Genomic DNA, 13,033 nt, shown 5'->3' with positions numbered 1-13,033 from the left:
CCCGCGTCGTGCACGTGCGTGTGTGAGTGCGTTTCGCTGCCGTGCGTGTGGGTGTGCTCATGCTCGACGTGATCGTGCGCGTGCTCCCCATGGGGATGCGTGTGGGTCGTATCACCGTGGGCGTGTTCGTGGGTGTGCACTCCGTTGGTCATGCCTTGATGCTGGCACGACTCTTCCTCAAGCGCGCAGCTGCAAGGTCTTGCTTATTGCAACTTGCTTGCTGTTAGCTGCCTCTGGCAACACGGACACTGGGGAGGAACTGATGCGGCGCGCGCTTCTGCTGGCCGTCGTCCTGCTGGCGGGGTGCTCGTCACCCGACGGCTCGGCGACCGGATCGGCGACGTCCATCGTGATCGGCGCGGGGAGCGAGCCGGAGAACCTCAACCCCGTGCTCGGCTACGCCCCGGACGGCGCCGGGAAGATCTTCGACGGCCTCGTCTCGCGGGACGCCTCGCTGGCGCTGAAACCGGCTCTGGCCGCGGAGCTGCCGACGGCGTCGGCGGACGGCCTGACGTGGACGGCCAAGCTGCGCAAGGACATCACGTTCTCCGACGGCACCCCGCTGACCGCGGACGACGTCGTGTTCACCTACAGGTCCGTGGTGGACGAGAAGGTGAACTCCACGATCGCCTCCCGGTTCGACGCGCTGGCGGGCGTCGTGGCGAAGGACCCGGCCACCGTCGAGTTCACGCTCTCCTACCCGTACGCGCCGTTCGCGCAGCAGCTCGCACTCGGCATCGTGCCCGCCGCGAAGCTCACCGGCGTCGACATCAACAGCGCGCCGTTCAACACCGCCCCGGTCGGCACCGGCCCGTACACGGTCTCCGAGTGGCGCAAGGGCGACCGGATGGTGTTGCGGGCCAACGAGGAGTACTGGGGCGGCGCGCCCGCGATCAAGTCCGTGACCGTGGTCTTCGTGCCGGACGACAACGCCCGCGCGACCCGCATGGCCGCCGGCGAGTTCGACGGCACCGTGCTGCCGCCCAAGCTCGCCCGGACCTACCGCGACAAGTCCGGCTACAAGATCGCGCAGAACCCCTCGGCGGACTACCGCGGCCTCGGCATCCCGTCCGAGCTGCCGTTCACCTCGTCCCCGCAGGTCCGGCGCGCGATCAACCTCGGCATCAACCGCCAGGCCATGATCGACGCCGTGCTGGCCGGCTCCGGCAAGCCCGCGTCCACGCCGATCTCGCCGTACCTGAAGGACTGGTACGACGAGAAGACCGCGTTCACCTTCGACGTCGCCGAGGCGGAGAGGCTGCTCGACGAGGCGGGCTGGCGCAAGGGCGCGGACGGCAAGCGCGCCAAGGACGGCCAGGCCGCGAAGCTGCCGGTGCTCTACCCCGCTCCCGACGTGCTGCGCAAGGAGCTCGCGCTCGCCACGGCCTCCGACATCGCGAAGCTCGGCATCGACGCCCCGGTCGAGGCGACCACGTTCGACGTCATGCTGCAGCGGCGCAGGGAAGCCGCGGCCGTCTGGGGCGGCGGTGACCCGTACGACCCGGACACGGCCGCGTACACGTTGCTGCACAGCAAGTACGCGGGCCAGGACGGCTACGTGAACATGACGCTGTACCGGAACTCCACTGTGGACAGCGCGCTCGACACCGCCCGCCGCAGCCTCGACCCGGCCGCGCGCAAGCAGGCCTACCAGGACTTCCAGCAGGCCTACGCCGCCGATCCCGGCTGGGCGTTCCTGGTGTTCCTCGACCACACCTACGTTCTGCGGGACAAGTGGAACGGCCAGGAGACCCAGGTCGAGCCGCACGACCACGGCCTCGTGCACGCGGTGTGGTGGAACCTCGAGCGCTGGACCCCGAAGCCGTGACGCGGGGGCAGGCGATCGGCAGGCTGGCGCTGCGCCGGCTCGCGTTCGCGGTCCCGGTGCTGCTCGTGGTCAGCTTCGCGTTGTTCGTGCTGGCCAAGGCGTCACCGTTCGACCCGGTCGAACGCTACTTCGGCGTCCGGATCATCGGCGCCTCACCGGAACGCGTGGCCCAGCTGCGCGCGAACTGGGGAGTCGACGAACCCGTCGTGTCCCAGTACTGGGCCTGGCTGCGGCACGCGGTCACCGGCGACCTCGGCGACTCGTTGTCGTTGCAGCAACCCGTGTCGGCCGTCATCGGCGACCGTCTCGGGTGGACGGTGCTGCTGGTGTCGGTCGGCTTCGCGCTGGCGCTGGTGCTCGGACTGCTGCTGGGCACGCTCGCGGCGTGGCGGCAGGGGTCGTGGCTCGACCGGTCGATCACGGGCAGCTGTTACGCGCTGGAGGCCGCGCCGGTCTTCTGGGTGGGGCTCGCGGTGCTGTACGTGTTCGCGTTGCAGCTGCGGTGGCTTCCCGGCGGTGGCGTGACGACCGGGTCCGAACCGGTGTCCGTCGGCGGCGTCGCGGCCCACATGGTGCTGCCGGTGACGGTGCTGGCGATCTCGCAGGCGCCGTGGTTCGTGCTGTTCGTGCGGCAGAACCTGCTCGAGTCGTTCACGCAGGACCACGTGATCGGCGCCAGGGCTCGCGGGCTGCCGGACCACCTGGTGGTGTCGGGGCACGCGCTGCGCACCTCGCTGCTGCCGTTCCTGACCCTCCTCGGCGCACGACTGCCCGAGCTGATCACCGGGGCGTTGCTGGTGGAGACGGTGTTCTCGTGGCCGGGCATCGCGCGGGCGACGGTGGAGGCGGCGCTGAACGTCGACTTCGCGTTGCTGGGCGCGCTGACCGTGATGGCGACGGGCGTGGTGCTGGTGGGCAACCTGCTGGCCGACGTCCTGTACGCGCTGGCCGACCCGAGGGTGGCGCTCGATGGCTGACCTGACCTGGCGTCCCGCCCCGCGCAGCCGCCTCACCGCCGCGAGCCCGCCTCGATCGCCGAAGTGGCGGCTCCTGCCGTCCGCGGTCGTCCTGGGCGTCGTCGCGCTGGTGGTACTGGTCGTGCCGCTGTTCGTGGAGCTCAACGAGCAGTACGTCGACCTCGCGATCGCCAACCAGCCGCCGTCGGCCGCGCACCTGTTCGGCACCGACGAACTGGGCCGCGACGTGTTGCTGCGCTGCGTCTACGCCCTGCGCGTGTCCCTCACGGTCGGCGTGGTCGCGGCCGTGATCTCCGCGGTCGCCGGCACGGCGGTCGGTGCGCTCGCGGGGTCGATCGGTGGATGGTTCGACCGGATCCTGATGCGCGTGGTCGACGCGATCGCCTCGGTGCCGCACCTGCTGCTGGGCATCGTGATCGTGGCGGTCCTGCGGCCCAGCCTCTCCGCCGTGATCATCTCGATCGCCCTGACGCACTGGCTCACGTCCGCCCGGATCGTGCGGTCGGAGGTGTTGTCGCTGCGCACGAGGCCGTTCATCGACGCGGCGATCGTCGGCGGCGCGAGCCGGACGCAGGTGCTCACCAGGCATCTGCTGCCGAACGTGGCCCCGCAGGTCCTGCTCGCGACCACCCTGATGATCCCGCACGCGGTGTGGCACGAGACGGCGTTGTCGTTCCTGGGCCTCGGTCTGCCGCCGCACGCGGCGAGCGTCGGCAACATGATCAACGACGCCCAGCGCTCGTTGCTGACCGGCGGCTGGTGGATGTCGCTGGCGCCCGGACTGCTGCTGATCGTCACGACGCTGGCGGTGTCCGGGCTGAGCGGTGTGTGGCGGGACCGGCTGAACCCCAAGCGGCGCACGGAGTTGACGTGGTGAACCTGGAGATCGACCGGGTGTCGGTGCGGTTCGCGCTCAAGGGCGCGACCGTCGAGGCCGTGAACGACGTGTCGTTGCGGATCAGGCCCGGTGAGTGCGTGGCGCTGGTCGGCGAGAGCGGCTGCGGCAAGACGGTGCTGGCCTCGGCGCTGCTCGGGTTCCTCCCGGGCAACGCGGAGACCTCGGGCAGCGCACGGCTCGGCGAGGTCGACCTGCTCGCGGCGACCGACCACGAGCTCGCGACCACGGTGCGCGGACGGCGGATCGGGCTCATCCCGCAGAGTCCGGCGAGCCACCTGACGCCGGTCCGCACCGCGCGTTCCCAGCTCGAGGAGGCCGCGCGCGTCCTCGGCGGCGACGCCCGGCAGGCCGCCGAACGGGCCGGGTTGCTGCCCGAACACCTCGACCGCTACCCGCACGAGCTGTCCGGCGGCATGGCGCAGCGCGTCGCGAACGCGCTGGCGCTGGTCGGCAACCCGCCGCTGCTGATCGCGGACGAACCGACCACCGGCCTCGACCGCGACCTCGTGGACGGGCTGCTCGACGAGTTCCGCAGGCTGGTCGACGACGGCCACGCCGTCCTGCTGATCACCCACGACCTCGCGGCGGCGCACAAGGTCGCCGACCGGATCGCGGTCATGTACGCGGGCCGGATCGTCGAGGTCGGCCCGGCGCACGAGGTGCTCGACGCCTCCAGGCACCCGTACAGCCGGGGGCTCGCGAACGCCCTGCCGGAACGGGACTTCCTCCCGATCCCCGGCCAGCCTCCCCTGCTCACCGACCTGCCGGCGGGGTGCGCGTTCGCCCCGCGCTGCGAGCAGGCCACCGCGATCTGCGAGGACCGCCCCGTGCTCACCGACGACCCGCACGCCGTCGCGTGCCACCGCCCGTGCTGACCGGGATCGGCATCACCGCCGGCTACCAGGCCCCGGTGGTCACCGACGTCAGCCTGACCGTCCACCCCGGACAGACCGTGGGTCTCGCGGGGCCGAGCGGATCGGGCAAGTCCACTGTGGCGCGGGTGCTCGCGTTGCTGCACAAGCCGTTCGCCGGCACGGTGGAGATCGACGGCGAGACCGTCACCGGGTTCCGGTTCAAAGCTCGGCAACGCACCAAGATCGGCGTGCTGTTCCAGCAGCCGAGGTTGTCCGTCGACCCGCGGTTCACCCTCCGCCAGGCGATCGCGGAACCCGGCGGGGACCGCGTCGACGAACTGGCCGACCTGGTGATGCTCACCGACGACCTGCTGGGACGCCGTCCGCACGAGGTCAGCGACGGCCAGCTGCAACGCGCCTGCCTCGCCCGTGCGCTCGCGCTGAAACCGCGGTACCTGATCTGCGACGAGATGACGACGATGCTGGACGCCTCCACGACGGCGGCACTGGTCGGCGTGATCCGGGCGTATCAACGCGAGTCCGGCGCGGGCGTGCTCGCGATCTCGCACGACGCCACGCTGCTCACCCGGTGGGCGGACGAGACCGTCAGGCTTTCAGCACCGCTTCCACGATGACGTTGTTCCGGTAGCTGCCCGCGACCCGGTCGAAGTCGCCCCCGCACGTGACCAGCCGCAGCTCGGACAACGGCGTCGGCCCGTAGACCAGGGCGGTCGGGAAGGCGGACTTCTCCGTCGTCCGGGTGCTGTTCACGACGAACGTGAGCTTGCTGCCGTCCTCGCGCTCCACCAGCACCTCGGCACCGGGCTGCAGCTCGGGCAGCCGGAAGAACACGCCGGGTCCGGTCTTCGAGTCGACGTGCCCGGCGATCACGGCCGGACCGGCGTCGCCCGGCGCGATCCCCCCGGCGTACCACCCGGCCTCGTCCGAGCGCACCGGCGGCTCCAGCGTCCCCGCGGAGTCGACCTTCAGCGCTTCGAGCGTGGTCTCGACGCCGATCGACGGGATCAGCACCGTCACCGGTTCCGGCACCTCGTCGGAGCCCGGCCCCTTGACGACGTAGATCAGCGTGACGAGCACCGCCGCTCCCATCAGGAGCTTGCCCTTGGCCATCAGCCGAACCGGAACAGCCGGCCGCGCACCGAGTACATCGCCACGCCCACGATGAGCGTGATCACCAGGGCGGTGAGCCAGTCCCAGCCGCCCGCCATGCCGCCGAACCCGGTCTCCTGCCCGCCGCCGGGCACGACCTCGGCGCCCTTGGCGTCGGTCCGCAGCTCGATCCGCCGCGCGTTGACCAGCAGCGTGTAGACGCCGCCGGGTTCGATCGCGGCCTCCAGCGTCGTCGAGTCCTTGCCGCGCGGCACCACCTGCAGCCCGTCCGAGCCGGGTGCCAGCAGGACGTAGCCGGTCGTGGAGTACGCCTGCACGCCCCGATGCACGGCCGCGCCGCCGCGCACCAGGTCCATCGCGGCGTCACCGGCGTTGATCACGCGCAGCCGCGCCTGGCCGTCCGGCGGCAGGGTGATGTCGTCCTCGAGCACCTTCATCGAGGAGGCGATGTCGATGACCGTGTAGGTCTTCCCGGTCTCCGCCCGCATCGACACCGACCGCAGCAGCGGGCTGCCCGGCTCGGCCATGCGGAACTCGACGACGTGCTCCCCCGGCTCGATGCGGCGGTAGTCGTAGAGCTGGGCGTAGTCGAGGGTGCCGAGCTTGACCCCGTCGAGCGTGCCGTCGACGCGCGCCTGGTCCATCGAGAAGTGCCCGAGGCGCACGTACGTACCTGTCGCGGCGTGCGCGGGCGTGGCGGAGAGCAGCAACAACAGCACTACGGCGAGCACTCGCACGCGAACCCCTCCCCTCGGTTGACGGCTCAACGATAACCCGCCTGATCAGCTCGCAGTGAGGTTCGGCCGGCCCCCGGGATGCGTCACCGTGGCCCCGGAGGCCTCGACGGCGAGCCTCGCCGCCTGCTCGGGGCCGTCTCCACGCGTAAGGGCGAACGTCAGCCCCGCCACGAACGCGTCACCGCCGCCGGTCGTGTCCACGACCTCCACGTCCCCGAGCGGCACGACCAACTCGCCGCCGTCCCACACGAACACGTTGCCCACACCGTCCACGGCGAACGCCACGAGCTCCTTCGGCATCAGCTCGCGGGCCGCGCCCAGCGCGTCGTCCGCGCTCGTGATCTTCCGGCCGGTCAGCTGCTCGGCCTCGCGGTGGTCCGCGCGCACCACGTCGGCGCACGCCAGCAGTTCGTCTCGCAGCCGTTCGGGTGCGCCGTCGAGCACGACGCGCCCCGATGCCGCCCGTGCCGCCTTGAGAGCCACCTCGGGCGGTTGCTGCAGCTGCAGCACCACGGTGCCCGCACGTGCGATGACCTCGATCGGCAGGTCCTCCTCGCGCAGCAGCGCGGCGTCCGGAACGTCCTCCAGGTACCGCCACCCGTCGGCGACCACGTCCACGAACAGCGCGGTGGCGCACTCGGGCCGCCGCACCACGGCATCGGTGGCGATCCCGTCCGCCCCGGCCCGCGCGATCAGGCGGGCGCCCACGTCGTCGTCCCCGACCACGCCGACGAGCGCGACCGGGGCACCCAGTTGGGCCAGCCCGACCGCGATGTTCGCGCCCTTGCCGCCCAGCACCTCCCGGCGCTCCCGCACGGGTGTGGTGCCGCCGGCCTCCGGCACCTCGTCCACGACGAGGACCAGGTCCCGTCCCACCTGCCCGACCACCACGACGTCGTCCATGGTGGAGGACTACCCGCGATCAACTCCGGGGGAACCGATCGGTGACGTCGAGCCCGTCGGGCAGCACCGCGAACAGGTCGACCGGCGTCCGCTGTGACACCATCTCGCCGCGGTGCAGCCGCCTGAGCCGGTCCCTGGCCACGACGACCTGCTGGCTCGGGGCGGAGAGCACGATGACCGGCACCGCGCCCTGGGCGACGTGCGCGCTCACCCGGTCCGCGGTCCCGCGGCCGAACTTGAGCACCGTCCCGTACCGCACGAGGTAGAGCATGTCCTCCTCGCCGCGCACGCGCTTGAGCTGCCGCACCTCGCCGGTCTCGTCGTCGCGGCCCCACGTGCCGTGCGACTTGGTCAGCCACCGGTACCCGGTCCACGGCAGCCCGTGCACGTCCGTCGCGAGGACGGTCCAGCCGGGCTGGAAGTACTTGGCGAGCCGGACCTTCACCGTCGTCGCGGCGATGAACTCCGAGTTCTCCCGCCAGGTGCCGTCGAGCTCCAGCCGGTGCGCGATCTTCTGCACCGCCGGGTCCGGCACGGACCTGTCGTCCAGGCACACCAGGCACCTCGTGCGCCAGCCGACGCCGCACGAACGCGCGACACCGCACCAGCCGCACTGCTGGATCTGCACGGGCGCGCCACCGGGCCGGTCGTGCAGCACCTTCATCTGGTCCGACACGACCTGCAGGCACGGCGCGCACAAACCGCACCACGCGACCTCGGTGACCTCCTTGCGCGGCAACCGGGTCATGCAGTTGATGCACTGCTTCACTTTTGCCCTCCCCTGGCGGGAAAGCCTATTCCAGCGCCCTTCGCAGGCGCGAGGAGACGAGAGCGTGACGAGGATCGGTGGCCGGGAGCAGCAGGTGCAGGCGCTCGAGCACCTCGGCGTCGTCACCGTTGTCCGCGAACGACAGCAACGCGTCGAGATCTCCCCGCTCCAGCACGCCCTTGCGCACCGCGGCGGCGAGGTCGACCCGCTCCTCGCGGATGACCGGCGCGTCCGAACGGGGTAGCAGATCACCGTGGTAGTGCCGGGTCGCCTTGCCCGCGTCGCCGGACCTCAGAGCCGTCCGCACGTCCAGGAAGTCGCCGCGCACCACCGCATCGAGCCGGTACGGCCTCGTCAGCAGGACACCACCGAGCTGCGCACGCAGCCTGTGCAGCTCCGCGCGGACCGTGGTCGGGTTCCCACGTTCACCATAGAGCAACAACGCGAGTTGTTCCGCCGTCAGACCCTTGGGGTGCAGGGCCAGCGCCGTCAGGACCTCCGCGTTGCGCAACGTCAGCGCCAGCGGCCGTCCGTCGAGGCCGGCGTGCACCCCGCCGAGGAAGTTCAGCGTCAGCACGTGCTGACGCGGTGCGAACCGCTGCAGGTGGTGCTCGGCCAGCCGGGCGGCCGCGGACACGAGCTGCGCGACGGCCGGGTGCATCGTCTTCAACGGCCCGCTGACGTCGATGACCCCCAGCAGCAACCCCGTGTGGGGGTCGTGGATCGGGCTCGCCGCGCACGTCCAGCCGTGGTAGGTGCGCACGAGGTGTTCGCGGGAGTGGACGGTGACGGACCTGCCGGTCACCAGCGCGGTGCCCATCGCGTTCGTGCCGATGACGTCCTCGCTCCAGCGCGACCCCTCGGTGAGGTGGACGCGTTCGGCCTTGTGCCGGACCTGGTTGTCGCCCTCGCACCACAGGATGTGACCGCGGGTATCGGTGACGATCATGATCGTGTCGTCCATCGACAGCGTGTGCGTGAGCAGCGGGACGGTCGCGGCCAGCGGGTGCGCGCCCCTCAGATCGGCGACCTCGTCCGGCCCGTACACGACCGGCGCCTCGTGGCGGTCGGGGTCGATGCGCGCGTCGAGGGACCGCCGCCACGACTCGAAGATCACCGGCCGGGCGGCACCCAGTTCGCCGGGGTCCATTGCTCCAGGATGCAGGGCGCGTTGCCACCGGAGCAAGCCCGCGGCTACTCCGTTCGGATGCAACGTGGGTGAAACGTTGACGGTTCTACGTTCGCCGCCTGTTCGCAACGACGCGGGAGGCCCCAGATGGCGAAGTACGCGGCTCCAGGACAACCCGGCAGCGTGGTCACGTACCGCGACCGGTACGACCACTTCATCGGTGGCGAGTACGTGCCGCCCACCAAGGGCCAGTACTTCGCCAACCCCACCCCCGTCACCGGGGAGGACTTCACCGAGATCGCGCGGGGCACCGCCGAGGACGTCGACCTCGCGCTGGACGCGGCCCACGGCGCCTCCCGGGCGTGGGGCAAGACCTCGGTCGCGGAACGAGCCAACGTGCTCAACAAGATCGCCGACCGCATCGAGGCCAACCTCGAGGTGCTCGCGGTCGCGGAGACGTGGGACAACGGCAAGGCCGTCCGCGAGACGCTGGCCGCCGACCTGCCGCTCGCCGTCGACCACTTCCGCTACTTCGCGGGCGCGCTGCGCGCCCAGGAGGGCGGCATCTCGCAGATCGACGAGGACCTGGTCGCCTACCACCTGCACGAACCGCTCGGCGTCGTCGCGCAGATCATCCCGTGGAACTTCCCGATCCTGATGGCGGTCTGGAAGCTCGCGCCCGCCCTGGCCGCGGGCAACGCGGTCGTGCTCAAGCCGGCCGAGCAGACGCCGGCGTCCATCCACGTCCTGATGGAACTGATCGCCGACCTCGTCCCGCCGGGCGTGCTGAACATCGTCAACGGTTTCGGCGTCGAGGCGGGCAAGCCGCTCGCGTCCTCGCGCCGCGTCGCGAAGGTGGCGTTCACCGGCGAGACGACCACCGGCCGGTTGATCATGCAGTACGCCAGCGAGAACATCATCCCCGTCACGCTGGAGCTCGGCGGCAAGTCGCCCAACGTGTTCTTCTCCGACGTCGCCTCGCAGCGCGATGCCTTCTACGACAAGGCACTCGAGGGCTTCACGATGTTCGCCCTGAACCAGGGCGAGGTCTGCACCTGCCCGTCGCGGGCGCTGGTCCAGAGCGACATCTACGACGGCTTCATGGGCGACGCCGTGGAACGGACCCGCGCGATCAAGCAGGGCCACCCGCTCGACACCGAGACGATGATGGGCGCGCAGGCGTCCAACGACCAGCTCGAGAAGATCATGTCCTACATCGACATCGGCAAGCAGGAGGGCGCCCGCGTGCTGACCGGCGGCGAGCGCGCGGACCTCGGCGGCGAACTGTCCGGCGGCTACTACGTGACGCCGACGATCTTCGAGGGCGACAACAAGATGCGGATCTTCCAGGAGGAGATCTTCGGCCCGGTCGTCTCGGTCACCCAGTTCTCCGACTACGACGACGCCATGAAGACCGCGAACGACACCCTGTACGGCCTGGGCGCCGGCGTGTGGTCACGCGACGGTTCCGTCGCCTACCGCGCGGGCCGCGACATCCAGGCGGGCCGCGTGTGGGTGAACAACTACCACGCCTACCCGGCGCACGCGGCGTTCGGCGGCTACAAGCAGTCCGGCATCGGCCGCGAGAACCACAAGATGATGCTCGACCACTACCAGCAGACCAAGAACCTGCTCGTCAGCTACTCCCCGAACGCCCTGGGCTTCTTCTGATGCCCCGCGTCGCGCTGACGCCGGAGGCCGCGGACGTGCTCCGCGGCCTCCGGGCCGACCACGGCGACCTGATGTTCCACCAGTCCGGCGGCTGCTGCGACGGCTCGGCCCCGATGTGCTACCTGGCCGGGGAGTTCCGCACCGGTTCGTCCGACGTGCACCTCGGCGACCTCGCGGTGGACGACTTCGTCATTCCTGTGTGGATGTCCGCGGCGCAGTTCGAGTACTGGAGCCACACGCACCTGACGATCGACGTGGTGCCCGGCCGTGGGAGCGGTTTCTCGCTGGAGGCACCGCTTGGAATACGTTTTCTGGTGCGCTCCCGGCTGCTGACGGACGGGGAGTTGCAGGGCGGCGACCGCTAACCGGTGACGTCAGTGGTCGCACCACTACCATGCGCGCATGACCGTCCAATGCGGATGCTGCGGAGCCGAGATCACCTCTACGGACCGCATCGACTACCGGCTCAACCGTCCGGAGCGCCTGCTCGGGGTGCCCGGCGAGCGGCTCGGCGCGCCCACGGGCGGGCTGCTCGTCGGACCGGACGGTGACTCCTACATCCGTTGCCTGCTCCCGGTTCGGCTGACCGGCGGAACCGAGATCGTGTTCGGCGCGTGGACGCAGATCAGCAAGGTCGACGCGATGTACGCCCACGCCGTGTGGGACAACGACGAGCAGTACGCGAACCTGCGTATCACCGGAAAGTTCGCGAACGTCATCAAGCCGTGGGACGTGCTCGGGGTGCCGGTCGAGGCCACGGTGCTCAACACCGACGAGCTGCCGTACTTCACCTCGCACCCGTTGCTGGAGCGCGAATGGGACCGGGACGAGGTGCTGTGCCGCATCCGGCACCCGTTGCCCGTGCCGGTCCGCGAGACCCTCGGCGAGGTCTGGACCATCGAACGCACCGAGGGCATGCGCTGCGTCGTCGACGGCCGCACGGTCAGGTTCACGAGCCCGGACCGCCGGGTGGCGCTCGACGTCTACGCCGACCTCACCGGCGGCAGCGTGAGCGACTTCCTCGGCGCGGTCCTCGACGGCTACCCCGCGAGCGCCGAGCACTCCGTCCAGCACGACGGCCCGGAACTGCGTCACGCGTTCTGGCTCAGCGAGGTGATCGACGGTCACGAGGAACAGGTGTTCCACGCGCACGTCGTCCGTCCCGGCACGATGATCTCCGTGCGCTGCGTGCACCGCTATCCGGTCGACAGGGCGTGGGCGCAGCACGTGCTCAACAGCGTCCGGTACATCGGGTGACGGCCTGCGACTGCTGCGGCACCGAGCTCGACGACTCGGGCGCCATCGACCTGGACCTGGGCCTGCCGCCCGGCGTACGCGCCCCCACGCTCCTGGCCCGCGGCAACGTGCTCCTGACCGACGACGCCGCGTACGTCCGGTGCGTGCTGCTCGTCGAGATGACCGGCGACCTCGAGCTGTGGTTCGGCGCCTGGATGCGCGTCGACCGGCAGGACGCCCTGCACGCGGCCGACTCGTGGGACGGCCCCGGCTACGACTCGCTGAAGTTCACCGGCACGTTCGCGCACGACATCAAGCCGTGGGACGGCCTGCGCGGCGTGGAGGTCGCCGCCGAGGTCCGTGAGCCCGGCGACCTGCCGGAGTACGTCCAGCACCCGTTGCTCGGGAAGGTCTGGGACCGCGACGAGGTGCTCAGCGGATACCTGGTCGAACTGCCCGTCTCGATCCAGCAGAAGCTGCCCGGCCGGTGGAGCATCGAGCGCACCGCGGGCCTCACCCCGTACGTGCTGGAGGAGGGTCTGCGGTTCGCCGGGCCCGGTCGCGCCGTGTTCGTCGACGTCCGCCGGGCTCAGGGCACGACCGCCGAGCGGTTCCTGGAGCTGGCTCTGGAAGGCGCGCCGGACGTTCCGGAGGAGCAGCGGTTCCAAGAACGCGATGGTGTCGAGTTGCGGCACGCGCTGTGGCTCACCTCCGCCTCGGGCCAGCACGAGTTCCACGGCCACGTCGCGCGGTTCGGCGAGATGGTCGTCGTGACGTGCGTGCACGACGACCCGGCCGACCACGCGTGGGCACGTCACGTGCTCAACAGCATCCGCTACCGCAACGGACCACGATCGTAACGTCAGGGAAATCCCAAGTTTGTGCGAGTGAACTGGACCA

The 13,033-nt window shown here is 70.7% G+C and carries 14 protein-coding genes; 9 read left to right on the top strand and 5 right to left on the bottom strand.

The genetic code is table 11. The annotated features are described in order from the left end of the window. The first annotated feature begins 262 nt into the window (after nucleotides 1-262). From LX88_RS15315 to LX88_RS15295, 5 genes are read left to right on the top strand one after another with little or no spacing between them, the layout of a single operon-like run. Nucleotides 263-1,828 (top strand): ABC transporter substrate-binding protein, encoded by a 1,566-nt coding sequence (locus LX88_RS15315; RefSeq protein WP_258948438.1) that lies wholly within the window; start codon nucleotides 263-265, stop codon nucleotides 1,826-1,828. Next, on the top strand, nucleotides 1,795-2,805 hold the full coding sequence (locus LX88_RS15310; RefSeq protein WP_258948437.1) for an ABC transporter permease: 1,011 nt from the start codon (nucleotides 1,795-1,797) through the stop codon (nucleotides 2,803-2,805). The genes LX88_RS15315 and LX88_RS15310 overlap by 34 nt, the downstream gene beginning before the upstream one ends. Next, a complete protein-coding gene (locus LX88_RS15305; RefSeq protein ID WP_090063889.1) occupies nucleotides 2,798-3,682 on the top strand; it encodes an ABC transporter permease in 885 nt (294 codons plus the stop codon). The genes LX88_RS15310 and LX88_RS15305 overlap by 8 nt, the downstream gene beginning before the upstream one ends. Further along, the gene (locus LX88_RS15300) at nucleotides 3,676-4,578 is read left to right on the top strand and encodes an ABC transporter ATP-binding protein (RefSeq protein ID WP_258948436.1); all 903 of its coding nucleotides are present in this window, start codon (nucleotides 3,676-3,678) and stop codon (nucleotides 4,576-4,578) included. Before LX88_RS15305 ends, LX88_RS15300 begins: the two co-directional genes overlap by 7 nt. Continuing rightward, on the top strand, nucleotides 4,560-5,192 hold the full coding sequence (locus tag LX88_RS15295) for an ABC transporter ATP-binding protein (protein WP_258948435.1): 633 nt from the start codon (nucleotides 4,560-4,562) through the stop codon (nucleotides 5,190-5,192). Before LX88_RS15300 ends, LX88_RS15295 begins: the two co-directional genes overlap by 19 nt. Here the strand turns inward: LX88_RS15295 and LX88_RS15290 are convergent. Genes LX88_RS15290 through LX88_RS15270 form a run of 5 tightly spaced genes read right to left on the bottom strand, consistent with a single transcriptional unit; the run spans nucleotide 5,164 to nucleotide 9,283 of the window. Continuing rightward, on the bottom strand, nucleotides 5,164-5,688 hold the full coding sequence (locus LX88_RS15290; RefSeq protein WP_258948434.1) for a class F sortase: 525 nt from the start codon (nucleotides 5,686-5,688) through the stop codon (nucleotides 5,164-5,166). The two genes, LX88_RS15295 and LX88_RS15290, sit on opposite strands and share 29 nt — an antisense overlap. Further along, nucleotides 5,688-6,425: a DUF4397 domain-containing protein gene (locus LX88_RS15285; RefSeq protein ID WP_258948433.1), complete on the bottom strand. Its 738-nt coding sequence runs from the start codon at nucleotides 6,423-6,425 to the stop codon at nucleotides 5,688-5,690. The genes LX88_RS15290 and LX88_RS15285 overlap by 1 nt, the downstream gene beginning before the upstream one ends. Nucleotides 6,426-6,470: 45 nt before the next feature. Continuing rightward, nucleotides 6,471-7,328, bottom strand: a complete 858-nt coding sequence (locus LX88_RS15280; RefSeq protein ID WP_258948432.1) for a PfkB family carbohydrate kinase — start codon at nucleotides 7,326-7,328, stop codon at nucleotides 6,471-6,473. Nucleotides 7,329-7,347: 19 nt separating this feature from the next. Further along, nucleotides 7,348-8,097 (bottom strand): hypothetical protein, encoded by a 750-nt coding sequence (locus LX88_RS15275; RefSeq protein ID WP_258948431.1) that lies wholly within the window; start codon nucleotides 8,095-8,097, stop codon nucleotides 7,348-7,350. 25 nt (nucleotides 8,098-8,122) lie between these two features. After that, nucleotides 8,123-9,283, bottom strand: a complete 1,161-nt coding sequence (locus LX88_RS15270) for a GAF domain-containing protein (protein WP_504928582.1) — start codon at nucleotides 9,281-9,283, stop codon at nucleotides 8,123-8,125. Between the two features lie 90 nt (nucleotides 9,284-9,373). Here LX88_RS15270 and adh point away from each other — a divergent pair, with 90 nt between their 5' ends. The 4 genes from adh to LX88_RS15250 are packed head-to-tail and all read left to right on the top strand — an operon-like array spanning nucleotide 9,374 to nucleotide 12,993. Further along, complete coding sequence (gene adh, locus LX88_RS15265; RefSeq protein WP_258948429.1) at nucleotides 9,374-10,897, top strand: aldehyde dehydrogenase; 1,524 nt, start codon at nucleotides 9,374-9,376, stop codon at nucleotides 10,895-10,897. Further along, the gene (locus LX88_RS15260) at nucleotides 10,897-11,262 is read left to right on the top strand and encodes a DUF779 domain-containing protein (protein WP_258948428.1); all 366 of its coding nucleotides are present in this window, start codon (nucleotides 10,897-10,899) and stop codon (nucleotides 11,260-11,262) included. The genes adh and LX88_RS15260 overlap by 1 nt, the downstream gene beginning before the upstream one ends. 37 nt (nucleotides 11,263-11,299) lie before the next feature. Continuing rightward, nucleotides 11,300-12,154 (top strand): hypothetical protein, encoded by an 855-nt coding sequence (locus LX88_RS15255; protein ID WP_258948427.1) that lies wholly within the window; start codon nucleotides 11,300-11,302, stop codon nucleotides 12,152-12,154. Then, nucleotides 12,151-12,993: a DUF2199 domain-containing protein gene (locus LX88_RS15250; RefSeq protein ID WP_258948426.1), complete on the top strand. Its 843-nt coding sequence runs from the start codon at nucleotides 12,151-12,153 to the stop codon at nucleotides 12,991-12,993. Before LX88_RS15255 ends, LX88_RS15250 begins: the two co-directional genes overlap by 4 nt. The last annotated feature ends 40 nt before the right edge of the window (nucleotides 12,994-13,033 follow it).

Source organism: Lentzea californiensis, assembly GCF_024648825.1.
Lineage (GTDB): Bacteria > Actinomycetota > Actinomycetes > Mycobacteriales > Pseudonocardiaceae > Lentzea > Lentzea californiensis.
The sequence above is the reverse complement of the archived record's forward strand: the minus strand, read 5'-3'. Positions and strand labels throughout refer to the sequence as shown.

Bases quoted from the DNA above. Each gene is read 5' to 3' on its own strand.
- LX88_RS15290 (WP_258948434.1), bottom strand. From the start codon at position 5,688: ATGGCCAAGGGCAAGCTCCTGATGGGAGCGGCGGTGCTCGTCACGCTG.
- LX88_RS15260 (WP_258948428.1), top strand. From the start codon at position 10,897: ATGCCCCGCGTCGCGCTGACGCCGGAGGCCGCGGACGTGCTCCGCGGC.
- LX88_RS15280 (WP_258948432.1), bottom strand. From the start codon at position 7,328: ATGGACGACGTCGTGGTGGTCGGGCAGGTGGGACGGGACCTGGTCCTC.
- adh (WP_258948429.1), top strand. From the start codon at position 9,374: ATGGCGAAGTACGCGGCTCCAGGACAACCCGGCAGCGTGGTCACGTAC.
- LX88_RS15315 (WP_258948438.1), top strand. From the start codon at position 263: ATGCGGCGCGCGCTTCTGCTGGCCGTCGTCCTGCTGGCGGGGTGCTCG.
- LX88_RS15255 (WP_258948427.1), top strand. From the start codon at position 11,300: ATGACCGTCCAATGCGGATGCTGCGGAGCCGAGATCACCTCTACGGAC.
- LX88_RS15305 (WP_090063889.1), top strand. From the start codon at position 2,798: ATGGCTGACCTGACCTGGCGTCCCGCCCCGCGCAGCCGCCTCACCGCC.